Origin of the sequence: Labilibaculum filiforme (assembly GCF_002843315.1) — a bacterium.
Taxonomy (GTDB): Bacteria; Bacteroidota; Bacteroidia; order Bacteroidales; family Marinifilaceae; genus Labilibaculum; species Labilibaculum filiforme.
This window is the reverse complement of sequence record NZ_MVDD01000013.1, coordinates 62949-78969: the sequence shown is the minus strand read 5'-3', so window position 1 is coordinate 78969 and position 16021 is coordinate 62949. Positions and strand designations below refer to the sequence as shown.

General features: G+C 37.8%; 10 protein-coding genes. All 10 read right to left on the bottom strand.

Going from position 1 to position 16021, the window contains the following annotated elements; translation table 11 throughout:
- Positions 1-8: 8 nt before the first annotated feature.
- The 10 genes from BZG02_RS15465 to BZG02_RS15420 all read right to left on the bottom strand — a co-directional run bounded on the left by BZG02_RS15465 (position 9) and on the right by BZG02_RS15420 (position 15967).
- Complete coding sequence (locus BZG02_RS15465) at positions 9-1064, bottom strand: hypothetical protein (protein ID WP_101262349.1); 1056 nt, start codon at positions 1062-1064, stop codon at positions 9-11.
- A gap of 346 nt (positions 1065-1410) precedes the next feature.
- Positions 1411-2487 (bottom strand): butyrate kinase, encoded by a 1077-nt coding sequence (gene buk, locus BZG02_RS15460; protein ID WP_101262348.1) that lies wholly within the window; start codon positions 2485-2487, stop codon positions 1411-1413.
- 105 nt (positions 2488-2592) lie between these two features.
- Positions 2593-3738 (bottom strand): acyl-CoA dehydrogenase family protein, encoded by a 1146-nt coding sequence (locus BZG02_RS15455; protein WP_101262347.1) that lies wholly within the window; start codon positions 3736-3738, stop codon positions 2593-2595.
- Between the two features lie 113 nt (positions 3739-3851).
- Complete coding sequence (locus BZG02_RS15450; protein WP_101262346.1) at positions 3852-5669, bottom strand: acyclic terpene utilization AtuA family protein; 1818 nt, start codon at positions 5667-5669, stop codon at positions 3852-3854.
- A gap of 230 nt (positions 5670-5899) precedes the next feature.
- On the bottom strand, positions 5900-7915 hold the full coding sequence (locus BZG02_RS15445) for an ATP-binding protein (RefSeq protein ID WP_101262345.1): 2016 nt from the start codon (positions 7913-7915) through the stop codon (positions 5900-5902).
- A 173-nt stretch (positions 7916-8088) separates the two neighbouring features.
- Positions 8089-8889, bottom strand: coding sequence for an enoyl-CoA hydratase-related protein (locus BZG02_RS15440; protein ID WP_101262344.1), 801 nt, complete (start codon positions 8887-8889; stop codon positions 8089-8091).
- Positions 8890-9186: 297 nt separating this feature from the next.
- Positions 9187-9678, bottom strand: a complete 492-nt coding sequence (gene tnpA / locus BZG02_RS15435) for an IS200/IS605 family transposase (RefSeq protein WP_101262343.1) — start codon at positions 9676-9678, stop codon at positions 9187-9189.
- A 465-nt stretch (positions 9679-10143) separates the two neighbouring features.
- Positions 10144-11751, bottom strand: coding sequence for a carboxyl transferase domain-containing protein (locus tag BZG02_RS15430; protein ID WP_101262342.1), 1608 nt, complete (start codon positions 11749-11751; stop codon positions 10144-10146).
- Between the two features lie 51 nt (positions 11752-11802).
- The gene (locus BZG02_RS15425) at positions 11803-15153 is read right to left on the bottom strand and encodes a methylmalonyl-CoA mutase family protein (protein ID WP_101262341.1); all 3351 of its coding nucleotides are present in this window, start codon (positions 15151-15153) and stop codon (positions 11803-11805) included.
- Between the two features lie 16 nt (positions 15154-15169).
- Complete coding sequence (locus BZG02_RS15420) at positions 15170-15967, bottom strand: (Fe-S)-binding protein (RefSeq protein WP_245868110.1); 798 nt, start codon at positions 15965-15967, stop codon at positions 15170-15172.
- Between the last annotated feature and the right edge of the window lie 54 nt (positions 15968-16021).

Genomic DNA, 16021 nt, shown 5'->3' with positions numbered 1-16021 from the left:
TTTGTGAACTATGATGGATCTGGAATAGCCTCTAAAGCTTCAATTGAATTTTGTAATAAAGCTTTCACGTATTTTGGATTGTGTACACCTAAACTACGATCTTCATCCAATCCAGCCCAGTTAAAAAATGCACGAGCTTGAACCATTGGATAGGTTCCAACAACAGGTTCGTAAGCTGCATCAGCTTCAACCCAAGCAACAACTCCTAAACGAACTAACTCGTCTCTAAGTGTTTCAAGTTGCCCTTCGACAATTGATTGTACTCCGCCGTAATTAAAATCATCCTCTTCAACACCATGACAAGTATTACAAGCCAATAAAGAAGGATTATAAGTGTGTCCACCTTGATCTTTAGCATCATCAAATTCTGACATATGGCAACCAGTACATGAAGCTTGTGCTAAATGAACTGCGGAACCAGCTGCAGGGTAAGCAACAGAACCAGCAATTTCAGCAAATCCAACACCAGCAACAACATTCGCTTGTGCTCCGTGGTGAGGTCCGTAATGAGTACTTGTAATTGTGTAAGTATCCCCTGGTTTATCAATAATTGGTTCAGCTCTTCGTGATTGGTGACAATTCGCACATAAATTTGAACTTCCATTTAAGTCCATTGTAATGGAAGGATCAAATATTGGTTTCACAGGATCTTTAAGACGTAAGGCATAATCTTTACCCTCAAACGATTCATGCAAACCATGACATGTAGCACATTCCCATGCGGTAGGATTCGTAATATCACCTGCTACGGCACCTGTATTTGCAAATTGTACAAATCCCTGATGAGAATGACAAGCAGCACATGAAGCACGCCCACCAGCATAATCAACTGCATTGATACCGCTACTATGAACAGACATTGCAAATTGAGCATCAATACTAGATTTCGTTTCGGTAGCATGACAATCTAAACAAGTTGAGTTCCCATCGGTTCCATCAATTCCATTTGTACCATCGGCTCCTGCAGGCCCCATAGGTCCCTCCTTTGTACAACTAATTATTAGTAAGGAAATTGCAAAAACTCCAATTCCTATAAGTTGAAAAAATAAGCGAGTTTTTTTCATAATAAAGAATATAAGATTAATTTTAGTAGTTCCATTTTTAGCATAAAGAAGTTTCCTCCTTCTACTTTTTAAATATATAAGAATGCTAAAGGCTTATCAATAAATGGCTGGCGAGATTTATAAACTTGAATAAAGAGGTTTGTTTTGTTTAAAAAACGAGGAATTTGGTTTTTAAATCGACATTTATCACTCCGAAGTCGTTTTTTATCGCTAATAAACGCAATTCGCTATTAATGTGAGATTTACTAGTTGACAAATGCATTAAAACTAAAATATTTTTTATTTAGAGCATAAAAAAAACCAGCCGAAGCTGGTTTTTATTAATTATAAATTAGGATAAAACTTTCTAATAATTCAATATTTCAATTTCATCTCTTAAAATAAGTCGGCCATATTCGCTCAATGCTCCCAACACTTCGGCTCCTGGGTAAATAGTAACAGAAGCAATTTTTTCAACTCTACTTCTAATTTCCTTAACCAGAATTTCATCTTTAGCCAAACCTCCGGTAATAAGTATAGCATCAACAGTTTCAGTTCCAAAAACCGGATACATGGAACCTATTGCTTTAGCAACTTGATAAGCCATTGCGGACAAAACTTCTTTAGCTTTTGCATTACCTGCATCACGCATCTTACAAACTTCAAATCCGCTATGTGTTTTAAAATAAGCATATAAACCACCTTCACCAGTCTGCATTTTCATCATTTCTTCGCGACTGTATTTTCCCGAAAAGCACATTTGAATCATCTCGCCCATAGGCAAGCTTCCACTTCGAATTGGTGAAAACGGTCCATCGCCATCGTATGCCTGATTTGAATCGACTACTTTCCCCTTTTGATGAGCTCCAATACTGATTCCTCCCCCTAAATGAGCAATAATTAAATTCAGTTCTTCATATTTCTTATAGATACTTTGAGCGTATCTTCTTGCGCTTGTTTTCTGATCCAGAGCATGAAAAATAGAACGTTTCTTAAATTCTGGTCGCCCCGTAATTCTGGCAATATCTTCTAATTCATCAACTACCACCGGATCGGCAACAAAAGCTTCAGAACCCTTAATTTGTTCCGAAATACTATTAGCAAGTAATCCACTTAAGTTCACAACATCATTCCCAAATTCGCAATTTGAAAGGTCTTTTATCATGGGTTGATTTACCCGATAAACTCCCGATTTAACAGGCTTAAGAAGTCCTCCCCGACCAATTATGATTTTTATTTCATCAATAGCAATATCATTAGCCTTTAGCTCATCCATAATCACTTTTGTGCGAAATTTTATTTGATCGCAAAAGCATTTAAAATCAGCAATTTCCTCAGGCTTGTGGTTAATTTTCTTCAAAAAAACCGCAGAGTTCATCCGATAAACAGCGATTCGTGTAAATTGCATTCTCGGATTTAAGGCAAGTATCAGTTCTCTACTCATGGTTTAAGTATTTAATATTAAGTATTTTAATGATAGCAACTTATGCTCTCTATTATTTTTTTACATTCGTATTTTTATTTTTTTTAAAATCCTATTAAAATCGGGTCAACACCCAATATATCTTGAAATAACCAATCGTTGAATTTCAGATGTGCCTTCGCCAATTTGAAGAAGCCGTTGATCGCGGTAAAAGCGCTCAACTGGATATTCTTTCATCAAGCCATATCCCCCATGAATTTGAACTGCTTCATCGGCCACTTCTTTGGCAATTTCGGAACAGTACAATTTAGCCATGGCAGCCTCTTTCCCATATTCTTTTCCTGTATCTTTTAACCAACATGCTTTGTATAACAGATTTCTGGCAAGCTCAATTTTCAAAGCCATATCGGCTAATTTAAAAGAAATAGCTTGAAACTTAGACAAGGTTTTTCCAAATTGTTTTCTCTCTTTGGCATAAGCCAAAGCCAGTTCATACGCCCCCTGAGCACATCCCAATCCCATTGCAGCAATTGACAACCTTCCTGAATCTAAAGTTTTTAGCATCACTTTAGATCCCATACCACGCTCTCCTAATATATTTTCTTTGGGAATCCGACAAGCATCAAAAAACATTTCCGAAGTATCGGAAGCTCTCCACATCATTTTTCCGTGCATCGCTTTCGATTTCCAACCAGAAGTCCCTTTTTCGACTATAAAGGTGGTAAACTCTTTCTTTTTACCGTTTATTGCAGTTACTGCCTGCACGGTAACGCCCGAACATAAAGGAGTTGAGCCATTTGTAATAAAAATTTTCGAACCGCTAATTTCCCAACGATCACCAATATCTTTTGCAAATGTTTTTGATCCTCTGGAATCCGATCCAGCCTCAGGCTCGGTCAATCCAAATGCCCACAATTCCTTGCCGGAACAAAGTGCAGGTAGGTATTTTAGTTTTTGTTCTTCATTTCCAAACTCGTACAAGGGACCAATTCCCAAGGAATTATGAGCAGCAAGAGTTGCAGCATGCGAACCATCCACTCTCGCTATCTCTTCAACAGCAATAATATAGGAAAGATAATCGGTAGCGTGTCCGCCATATTTTTCGGGAAGTGTCATCCCAAACAATCCCATTTCGCCCATTTTCTGTGTTAATTCAACAGAAAACTCCTCCTTCTCGTCCAATTGCGGAGCTAATGGCTTTATTTCCCGTTCCGCAAAATCGCGAACCGCTTTTCTTATCGTGTCATGTTCATCATTCAAATATGGAAACATATAATCGCATTTAGTTTTATCGGCAATGTATCAGAGCTTTACCATTCGCAAAGCTTTTAATTCCCTTTGATTAAGTTAGCAACTATCAATGATTTCGCAAATTCCATTCTGATTTATTTTTGAAACTCCTCCGATGAAATAGACGAAAGAACTTCTTCAGGAACTACAATTTCTTGATTTAAAAGTGCTGATGCGAATGTTTTACCCTGAGCATCAATCATTAATGATTTTGTTCCTCCACCATCCAAAGCTTCCTCTAATAAAAAGTTCAAAGCCATTAAATTGTCGATTTCGAATCTTGTTACTTTTCCCTTTGACAAACCTAAAAACAGATCTGCGATTCGTTCCGATGTTAATTCCTGCTTTATGAAGTGGTATACTTCTTTAGAACGAGCCAATACTCCAATATTTACTGTATCACCTTTATCGCCGGAACGAGCGAGACAAATTTCTCGGATAGGTACAGCACACATTTTTACACCTTTTTCTTTATTCTGATTATTGGTAGAAGAATTCGATGCTTTCTTGGCTACTAATTCCTGTTCATTTCCTAGAACAGAAGGTATTTCGGAACTAAATTTAATTTCTCCTTCTTTATCCAACACATAAACCATCGAAGAAATACAAGTTTTAGGAATTAATGTTGGCCAATACGTAATTACTTGTTGCATTCGCGCTCTACCTCCTGTTACAGCAACTCCCGGAGGTCCGCTCAAAATTAGAGGAGCAATACTCATCGAAAAATCCTTAATCTTTTCAACATTGGTATCGTAAACCGATAAGCGCAATAAAATTTCATTCGGATTAATATCTTCCGCCAAATGTTGATGGCAAGAATTATATCCTACAAATTCGGTGTTTTTCTTTAAATAAGTGTGCTTTAACCGTTGCCAAAATATTTTCTCGAACTCCTGTGCTTTAATCAATACTTTTCCGCCACTTATAACAATCGAACTTGTTGCTTTATAACCATCCTCAAATGCCATCGAAACTTTTAAATACGGAGTAGATGGATGCCCTTTTGCATTCTTTACCAATACTTTATTTTCTCCAATCAATTCTAGTTTCAATTGACTAAAATCAGCCACCACATCCGGACTAATATATTGATCGGGATTACCCATTTCGTATACCAATTGCTCGCGAATTGTGTCTATACTAATTAAACCGCCCGTATTCTCATGCTTATAGACTAAAAACTCTCCATTTTTATTCATTTCAACAATAGGATATCCCATGTTATCCCATCGTTTTACTTTTTGCCAATCGGTAAAATTTCCACCTGTTGACTGCGCCCCACATTCAATAATATGACCGGCAATTAAACCTGCGGCTAACTTGTCCCAATCATCCAATTTCCATCCTAATTCGTAAATCATAGGAGCCATTGTTACTGAAGTATCGGTTACCCGACCCGCCAATATTAAATCGGCACCGCTTTCCAAAGCCTTTAATAAAGGTGGAACGCCTAAATAAATATTTGCACTTTGTATGTTCTCGAAAATGTCTTTAAAATCCTCACCGGTATCCATGTTCTTAAAACTGGTTTTACCAGGATAAAACTCGTCTATTCTTTCAATGATATTATCCCCTTCGACCACAGCAATTTTAATCGACACCCCTTTCTTTTTCAATTCCGAGAGAATTTTACGAGCACAACCTATTGGATTTATTCCCCCGGCATTTGTAATCATTCTAACGCCCTTTTCCTTCATTAAATCCGCTACATCTACTATTTGATCCACAAAATCAGTAACATAGCCCAAAGATTCGTCTTTCAACTGTTGCTTACGAAGAATGCTCATTGTTACTTCAGCCAAAAAATCGGACGATATGTAATCCACATCTCCACCTTCCAACTGTCTTCGAAGTACTCCGAGGTCGTCGCCCCAGAAACCACCTGCATTTGCAATTCTGATTTTGTTTTTCATATGATTATTATTTTATGTCTTTGCCATATGGAACTTACCATGTTGGGATAATCATTCCCCTGTGTGTTAAAATTGCTTTGACATGGACGTTTCATATTTTAATAAATTAGCTCTAGATTCTAAAATCGAGACGTGTGATTAATCTTTTTTCCAATACATCTACTTATAATTACTTACTATCTGATATTCGGCTTATTACTATTAATTTGAAACCTTAATTATCCAAGGAATTAAACCATTTCTTCCTTATTTTCTATTGGATTCTTACTTGTTTCCTTCAAGTGCATTAATTTCATTCTGTTTTGCACCTGATCTCCCTCACTCACAAAAACAGTTTCAATTATTGCTTCGAAAGGAGCACGTATGCTATTTTCCATCTTCATTGCTTCTACAATCATCAAAACATCGCCTTTAGCAACCTTCTGTCCCTCCGCAACTTCAATTTTCACCACTTTACCAGGCATTGGAGATATAATACTTCCATCGCTTTCTTTTCGTTCCGAAACACCCGTATTTTCAATACTCGATTGAATCTCCGACCATCTCATCATTTCCCGAACAATCCCATTACAGCTCAAAAAGCTTTGGCCATCAGAATATTTCGATCGGTAAAACAAATATCTAACACCGTTAAACTCTAACATTAGTTGATTGCCATCAATTATCACATTTTCAACACAATAAACCCTATCAGAAATTACAAGCTCACATGGATTTTCACTTCTTATTTCAATATCTATTATTTCATCATCCACAATCCGAAGCTTGGTACCTTGTTGTCGCCAATAACCAATTTCTTCCCAAACAGAATTTGCCTTTTCCCTATTCAATTCAAACAAAGCAAAGCTGATTTGAAAAAGAATAGCAGGTATTTCCAATTTATCTTCCTTCATCTTTCGCATCAGTTCATCGTTATGATCCTGACAAAAATGAGTTGAAATATTATTTTGCTTAAAGAAGCTGGTATTCAATAAAGTATGTAGATACATGATATTATTCTTAATCCCGTGTATCTCATAATTGTGTAAAGCATGATGCAATCCTTCAATGGCTAAATCTCTATTTTCATCCCAAACAATCAATTTTGCGATCATCGGATCGTAATCCGGATGAATCGTACATGGCCCAACAATTGCTGAATCGAGACGCAGTCGACCATCAAACAATTTTGGCGCTTTGTAAAAACTAATTTCACCTGGCGATGGAATGAATTCGTTTTCAGGATCTTCTGCATAAATTCTAGCTTCGATAGCATGCCCTTTTATACGCATATCTTCTTGCTTTAACTTTAACTTACGCCCCGAAGCGATCGACAACTGTTGTTCTACTAAATCGATCCCCGTAATCATTTCTGTTACTGGATGTTCCACCTGAATTCTAGTGTTCATCTCCAAAAAGTAGTAATTCAATTCCTCATCCACCAAAAACTCTATAGTTCCTGCATTGGTATAATTCATTTCCTGAGCTAAGAAAACAGCCATATTGCCCATTTCTTTCCTCAATTCGGGCGTTAATGTTGGCGAAGGAGCTTCCTCAATCACTTTTTGAAAGCGCCTTTGTATGGAACACTCCCGCTCAAATAAATGCACCACATTTCCATGTTTATCTGCTAATACCTGAACTTCGATATGTCGAGGATTCTGAATGTATCTTTCTATTAGAACGGTACCATCTCCAAAATAGCTTAAAGCTTCGCGCGATGTAGAATCCAAAGCGCTCTGTAATTCTTCTTTTTTATGAACAATTCGCATTCCCTTACCACCACCACCGGCTGCAGCTTTAATTAAAAGTGGAAACTGCATTTCCTTGGCTTCCTCTATTAATTTATTCGAGTCACCCACAACTCCTTCCAAGACCGGAACACCTATCGATTTGGCAAATTCACGAGCATTTACCTTATTTCCCATTAATTCGATCGCATTTGCATCTGGTCCCACAAAGTCCATCTCATTATCGGCACATAATTGAGAAAAAACTGCATTCTCGGCTAAAAAACCGTATCCTGGGTGAATGGCATCAGCATTAGCCCTGCGTGCAATTTCAATAATCTGATTGGTATTTAGATAAGTTTCCTGCAGATTATTTCCCTTCAGTGAATAAGCCTCATCAGCTTGCAACACATGCTCTGCCTGACGATCGAGTTCGGAATACACAACGATAGTATGTATGCCCAAATCTTTTGCTGTGCGCATAATTCGAAGAGCAATTTCGCCACGATTCGCGATTAATAGTCTTTTATAGTACATCTTAAATTAATTAGTAATTATCAATGAATAATTGTTAATTCATAAAAATTATTAAAACCTGCATAGTTTTACAATCAAAACCCTGAACAATAACCTCCTACTAGATATCAAGGTGTTACTAATTCAGTTACTTATGCTTCAAATCATAATTTTTCATTCTTAATTATTAATTGTTAATTATTTTCCGTCCAATTGGGTTTGCGTTTCTCTAAGAATGAACTCATTCCTTCCTGACCTTCTGGCGATTGACGAAGCTCAGCAATCATCTTCGCTGTATTTTCCATAGCTTCCTGGTGATTCCACACATTCTCAACATCGTAAAGTAATTGTTTACAAGTAGATACTGCAATTGGACCACTGGATTTTAATTTTGAAATCAAATCTTTCAATTTGTCCTCTAACTTTTTTTCTCCGCCCGACCAATTCACCAAACCTGCTTTATGAGCCTCTTTCCCATTGAATCTCATTCCGGTAAGCATCAACTCTTTCGATTTGTATTCGCCAACCCGCTTCATCACGTAAGGTGAAATACAAGCCGGAACAATTCCAATTTTCACCTCGCTTAACGAGAAGACTGTATTCTTATTTGCCAATACAAAATCGCAAGCTGCCAATAAACCATTTGCACCACCAATAGCCGCACCATGCACCATAGCAATGGTTGGGAACTTGCAGGAATAAACGGCATTAAAGCACATCGAAAGCTTGTAACTCTCCAAGTAATTTTCCTGATATGAATAGTTTGCAACGTCTTTCATCCATGTTAAATCGGCTCCGGCACAAAATGATTTCCCTTTGCCCTTCATCATCACCACACGAATGGTATCGTAATTCATTTGTTCGATTTCTTCGAAGCAGTCAATTATTTCGGCAATCATCACCTCATTAAAGGCATTATGAATGTCCGGACGATTCAAGGTTATTGTTCCTATCTTGTCTTCAATATTAAATTCTATTGTTTTAAATTCTTTCATTTTTACATCTAATTTCGAAACTACGTTTCTACCATATTATCGCACCTACGGCGCTTACTATTTACATTTCTTTTATTCTACCATAATGTTGTATCTCTGACACAACTACCATATTATCGCACCTTCGGTTCTACCATATTGTCGCACCTACGGCGCTTACTATATACATTTCTTTTATTCTACCATAATATTGTACCTACGGCACAAAAGGATCCTTAATTTAAAAAATCATACCCAATTAATGATTTTTCAGCCCCAGAGGGGCAATATTATGATAGAAATATGCATCACCGTTGGCTAAAGCCCCAGCGGGGCGACATTATCCTTGACATCAATAAAATCAAATATATAATCCCCTTCAAATGGAATCTCAAACTTTTCTAATAATTCCAAATACTCTTGTTTAAATGTTTTGTTCTCATGGTGTTCTTTCTGGTTCATAATGTACTTAATAACGTTGTTTCGCTGAGAACGTGAATATGAGAATGCACCATATCCCGATTGCCAAGAAAACTTCCCTTTCACTAATTTTTCTTGATTAATCCATTTTGACGAATTCGTTTTTACAATTCTTAAAATATCCGACAAAGCCATAGTAGGACTCAATTCAAAAAAGATATGAACATGATCTAAATGACCATTTACAGCTAAAGAATACTGACCATTGTTATTCAGAATCCCAGAAATATATTTGAATAAATCTTCTCGAAAACCGTCTCGTAAAACATTCTCTCGTCCTTTAACGGAGAATATCGCATGTACATTTATTTGTGTATAGGTATTTGCCATGCTAAGCTTATTTTATTCGTTATAATATCGCACCTACGGCGCTTACTGATCACATTTGACTATTTTCTACCATAATGTTGTACCTACGGCACAAATATTTTCTTCATTCCTACTAAAAATTCTATTCTCATATTATGTATTTTATTTCAATGATATATCAACATCGTTGTATGCGATGAATTTTACCCTTGAACATTTCATCAGCTAATATAATATCGCACCTACAGTGCTTTTCTAATCCGATTAATTTATTTCTACCATAATTTTGTACCTACGGCACAAGTTTATATTTCCCATCCCTAAACAACTCTAATCTTCTCTTATTCACCACAAAATACATATCCTTATTTCAGCCCCAGAGGAGCAATATTATGGTAGAAATAAGCATTATCATTAGTTAAAGCCCCAGCGGGGCGACATTATCCTTTATGCTACTACAACAATTAATTAATAATCTGCGTCGAATTACATTCTAAACACGCCAAAATTGGGCTCACCGAACTCCTTATTTACGGAAGCAGCAATTCCCATTGCCAAAACTTTTCGAGTATCTGCAGGATCAATAATCCCATCATCCCACAAACGAGAAGTACTATAATAAGCAGAACCCTCCTCTTCATATTTCTTTAAAATGCTTTCTTTCAACTGGTTTTGTTCTTCTTCAAGAAATTCTGTTCCTCGCTTCTTCAATTGATCTTCCTTTACCTGCAACAAAACCCCTGCAGCCTGTTCGCCACCCATTACCGAAATCTTGGCATTGGGCCACATAAATAGTAACCTTGGTTCGTAAGCCCTTCCTGCCATCGCGTAATTTCCAGCACCAAACGACCCACCAACAATTACAGTAAATTTAGGAACCTGAGCATTAGCAACCGCATGAACCATTTTGGCTCCATCGCGAGCAATTCCTTTGTGTTCGTATTCTTTCCCCACCATAAAACCAGTAATGTTCTGTAGAAATACCAATGGAATCTTTCTAAAACTGCACAATTCAATAAAATGAGCTGCTTTCAACGATGTTTCGGAAAAAATAATACCATTGTTTGCAATTATTCCAACCGGAAAACCCATGATTTTTGCGAACCCAGTGACAATTGTCGGAGCATAACGTTCTTTAAATTCATGAAAAGAACTTCCATCTACAATTCTAGCAATCAATTCTCTAGCATCAACTGGCTTTTTCAAATCAATTGGAGCTAATCCATATAGTTCATCAGCAGAATATGCTGGAGCTTTTACTTTTTCCCTCTCTGGTCCATATTTTCGCACCTTCGGCATCGATTCAAATATATTTCTACAAATCTGAACCGCATGTCGGTCATCTTCCGCCAGATGATCAGCAACTCCAGAAACAGAAGTATGCATATCAGCACCGCCCAACTCTTCAGCTGTAACATCCTCTCCGGTTGCTGCCTTTACCAATGGTGGTCCGCCAATAAAAATAGTTCCCTGTCCTTTCACGATTATAGTTTCGTCGCTCATGGCAGGCACATAAGCACCACCTGCAGTACAAGATCCCATTACAATGGAAATTTGTGGAATCCCTTTGGCCGACATTTTAGACTGATTGAAGAAAAATCGTCCAAAATCGTACTTATCCGGGAATACCTTCGACTGCTCGGGTAGAAAAACACCACCCGAATCGACCATATAAATACATGGCAAATGATTTTCCATGGCAATCTCTTGCGCCCGAATGTGCTTTTTAATGGTTTCTTTGATATAAGTTCCACCCTTTACCGTAGCATCGTTGGCAACAATAATACATTCACGACCATGAATAACTCCAATACCTGTCACAATTCCAGCTGAAGGAAACTGGTTCTCATATTGATTGTAAGCTGCCATAGCAGATAGTTCCAAAAATGGAGTATTCTTATCCAACAATAGCTCTATACGATCTCTTACCAATAACTTACCACGCTTTAAATGACGCTCTTTGGCTTTTTCGTCAACACCATGCAATATGGTTTTTAATCGATGGCGATATTCCTCCATCAATTTCTCGTAGCACTTCTTATTCTCTATGAAATCCGGCGATTTCACGTTTACTTTTGATTCTATTTGATTCACGTCTATATTTTTTTTAACACGGACACAAGATCTTGTGTCCCTACAAAATAATTACATATTTCTTCTATATTGTCCACCCACTTCGTACAAAGCATTGGTTACCTGACCTAATGTACAATATTTACAGACTTCCATTAGTGATTCAAATACATTTTCATTCTTCAATGCAACGTTTTTCAAATCTTCTAGTACTTGTCTTGCTTTTTCTTTTTGATTCAACAATATTAACTCTTTGAATTTCACCTGATTGACCTTCTCTTCCTCATCGGAACGAATGACTTCTTTTGGTTGAACCGTTGGCGATCCTTTTGAGCTTAAAAAGGTATTCACACCTACAATTGGCAATCCTCCACTATGTTTCAAACTCTCGTACTGAAGAGATTCTGATTGTATTTTACTACGCTGATACATGGTTTCCATAGCACCTAAAACACCTCCTCGTTCCGTTAAACGATCAAATTCTACCAGTACAGCTTCTTCTACCAAATCGGTTAATTCTTCGATAATAAAAGATCCCTGCAAAGGATTCTGATTTTTGGCCAAACCAAGCTCCTTATTAATGATTAATTGAATCGCCATTGCCCTTCGAACCGATTCCTCGGTTGGAGTAGTAATCGCCTCATCGTAGGCATTCGTATGAAGAGAATTACAGTTATCATAAATTCCAGTTAAAGCTTGCAAAGTAGTTCGAATATCGTTGAATTCTATTTCCTGTGCGTGCAGTGATCTACCTGAAGTTTGGATGTGATATTTGAGTTTTTGTGAGCGACTATTGGCCTTGTAAAGATATTTCATGGTCTTCGCCCAAATTATTCTTGCCACACGACCAATTACTGTATATTCCGGATCCATTCCATTGGAGAAAAAGAAAGATAAATTTGGTGCAAAATCATCAATCTTCATGCCCCTCGAAAGATAGTATTCTACCAATGTAAATCCGTTTGATAAAGTAAATGCCAATTGAGTAATAGGATTCGCTCCTGCTTCTGCAATATGATATCCCGAAATAGAAACAGAATAGAAATTCCGAACCTGATTTTCGATAAAATACTGCTGAATGTCTCCCATCATTTTCAGTGCAAAATCGATAGAGAAAATGCAGGTATTCTGCGCCTGATCCTCTTTTAGCATATCTGCCTGAACCGTTCCCCGAATCTTACAAATGGTTTCTTCCTTTATTTTCTGATACACATCTGCCGGCAAAACCTGATCTCCCGTAACCCCTAACAACATCAATCCAAGTCCGTTATTTCCATCTGGTAAATCTCCTACATAGCCTACTATTTCTTTCCCAGAGAAGATTACTTCAAGTTTTACTTTAAGCTCTTCTTCCAAGCCATTTTTACGAATATACTTCTCACATTCCTGATCGATAGCTACATTCATGTAGTAAGCTACTAACATGGGTGCCGGTCCGTTAATGGTCATCGATACCGAAGTTTTAGAATCGCACAAATCGAAACCGCTGTATAGCTTCTTAGCATCATCTAAGGAAGCAACAGAAACCCCGGCATTACCAACTTTCCCATAAATATCAGGTCGATAATCCGGATCGGCACCATACAAGGTAACTGAGTCGAATGCTGTAGACAGGCGAATTGCCGGTTGCCCTTTTGCTAAATAATGAAAACGTTTATTCGTTCTTTCGGGAGATCCCTCGCCAGCAAACATTCTTGTTGGGTCTTCCCCTTCCCGTTTAAATGGGAAAACGCCTGCTGCGTAAGGAAATTCGCCAGGAACATTTTCTTTTAAATTCCATTTTACGATATCGCCCCAACTTCTATAAGCAGGCAATACAATTTTAGGAATCTTGCTGTGCGAAAGAGTTTCAAAATGCGTTTCCACGGATAATTCCTTGCCACGAACCTTGTATCGAAAGATATCGTCCTTGTATTTTTTTTTCTTTTCGTCCCAAGTATCGATAATATTCTGATGCTTAAATTCCTTTGAAAGAGAAAGTGATTTACTCAACAAAAAACCCTTAACATCCTCTTCTGAAATTATTTTAGATGATTTATCTAAAGTATACAATTGATCTGCTAATTCTGATTGTTCTTCAGCCTTTCGATTGTATCTGCGAACCGTTTCGGAGATTTCAGAAAGATATCTTACTCTAGCTGGCGGTACAATTTCAATCTTTTGACTGGCTTCCAAGAGTAGTTTTGCATTCTGTGAAAATCTGGAAGCGTTCCTAGTTGTTAAAAGTTTAATTAAGGCACGATAGAGCTCATTTACGCCATGATCGTTAAATTGTGAGGCAACTGTGCCATAAACTGGCATATCGTCGGGATTTCGATCCCATAGAAGGTTATTTCGCTGATATTGTTTTTTTACATCGCGCAAAGCATCCTGTGCTCCTTGCTTATCGAACTTGTTAATAGCAATTAAATCCGCAAAATCGAGCATATCGATCTTCTCCAACTGGGTTGCGGCTCCAAAATCAGGAGTCATCACATACAATTTTACATCGCTGTGGTCGACAATTTCAGTATCCGACTGTCCAATTCCTGAACTTTCAAGGAAAATGCAGTCAAATCCTGCCGATTTCATCAAAATAAAAGCATCATCAACATGTTTAGACAATGCTAGATTTGCCCGTCTTGTAGCCAAGGATCTCAAATAAATGTTTGGATGATTGATGGCATTCATCCGAATTCGATCGCCCAACAATGCACCACCACTCTTCTTTCTCGATGGATCTACAGACAAGATAGCCAGCTTTAATTCCGGATAATCGATATGAATTCTACGAATTAATTCATCCGTTAAGGAAGATTTCCCTGCACCACCGGTTCCCGTGATTCCAATTACCGGAGTGTGATTTACTTTTGCGTGGTTCTTTACTTCCAAATACAAATCAGAATCCTGCAAAAGGTCGTGTTCTGCCAAGGTGATCAATCTGGCTAACACATTGACATTCGAACTTGTAATGTCGGCGATCTTCGGCAATTTAAACTCATTCAAGGAGTAATCCGATTTCTCTAAAACTTCATTAATCATGCCTTGCAAACCAAGCTTACGACCATCGTCAGGAGAATACAAACCTGCAATTCCGTATGCTTCCAGCTCTTTTATTTCAGAGGGAAGAATCACTCCGCCACCACCTCCAAAAATTTGAATGTGTCCGGCTTTTTTTTGTTGCAACAAATCATACATGTACTTAAAGAATTCCATATGTCCACCCTGGTAAGAGCTTATGGCAATGGACTGTACATCTTCTTGGATCGCACAATTCACGATCTCTTCCACCGATCGATTGTGTCCCAGATGAATAACTTCAGCACCCGAAGCCTGAATGATTCTTCGCATGATGTTAATGGAAGCATCATGTCCATCGAAAAGCGAGGTTGCTGTCACAATTCGAACCGTATTTTTCAACTTGTATGTGGTGTTTGTTGTCATGCTTTAGTTGTAAATTCTATAAGTTCAAGGCTTTCTCGATAATTTCAGCGATGTCTAAATTTTGCAATTCAGCTTCTTTGTTTTTCAATTTTATACCATCCGTCAGCATCGTCATGCAGAAAGGACAAGCAGAGGCAACTTTATCTACTTTCCGCTCGATAATTTCTTCGGTACGTTCCATATTCACCTCTTTATCCCCTTTTTCAGCTTCTTTGAACATTTGAGCGCCGCCAGCACCACAACACAAACCGTAACTTCTTGCTCGCTTCATCTCTTTTACTTCTCCAAAAATTGCTTTAATTACATTTCTTGGTGCATCGTAAATTCCATTTCCTCTTCCCAAATAACATGGATCGTGGTAAGTGATGCTTTCACCTTTAAATGGATTGTTTTCTAGTTTCAGTTTCCCGGTTCGAATCATCTCATCCAAAAACACGGTATAATTGATCAACTCGTACTTGCCACCTAAATCAGGATATTCATTTTTCAAAGTATTGTAGCAATGCGGACAAGTACAGATGATCTTCTTCACTCCATATCCGTTAAGAATCTCGATATTTTGCATGGCCTGCATTTGGAAAATCATTTCGTTCCCGGCGCGCTTTGCAGGATCACCAGTACAGCTTTCTTCTGTACCTAAAACCGCATAACTAACGCCCAAATAATTTAATATTTTAGCAAATGCCCTAGCCACTTTCTGATACCTATCATCAAAAGCTCCTGCACAACCCACCCAATACAAATATTCAGGCTTTTTGCCTTTGGCAACCACATCTGCCATAACAGGTACATCTATTTTTGTCTCTATCGTCATCTTAAAACTTCAATTAAAGTATAACTTACCTTAAAACACATCAATAAACTTCAC

Bases quoted from the DNA above. Each gene is read 5' to 3' on its own strand.
- BZG02_RS15465 (WP_101262349.1), bottom strand. From the start codon at position 1,064: ATGAAAAAAACTCGCTTATTTTTTCAACTTATAGGAATTGGAGTTTTT.
- buk (WP_101262348.1), bottom strand. From the start codon at position 2,487: ATGAGTAGAGAACTGATACTTGCCTTAAATCCGAGAATGCAATTTACA.
- BZG02_RS15455 (WP_101262347.1), bottom strand. From the start codon at position 3,738: ATGTTTCCATATTTGAATGATGAACATGACACGATAAGAAAAGCGGTT.
- BZG02_RS15450 (WP_101262346.1), bottom strand. From the start codon at position 5,669: ATGAAAAACAAAATCAGAATTGCAAATGCAGGTGGTTTCTGGGGCGAC.
- BZG02_RS15445 (WP_101262345.1), bottom strand. From the start codon at position 7,915: ATGTACTATAAAAGACTATTAATCGCGAATCGTGGCGAAATTGCTCTT.
- BZG02_RS15440 (WP_101262344.1), bottom strand. From the start codon at position 8,889: ATGAAAGAATTTAAAACAATAGAATTTAATATTGAAGACAAGATAGGA.
- tnpA (WP_101262343.1), bottom strand. From the start codon at position 9,678: ATGGCAAATACCTATACACAAATAAATGTACATGCGATATTCTCCGTT.
- BZG02_RS15425 (WP_101262341.1), bottom strand. From the start codon at position 15,153: ATGACAACAAACACCACATACAAGTTGAAAAATACGGTTCGAATTGTG.
- BZG02_RS15420 (WP_245868110.1), bottom strand. From the start codon at position 15,967: ATGACGATAGAGACAAAAATAGATGTACCTGTTATGGCAGATGTGGTT.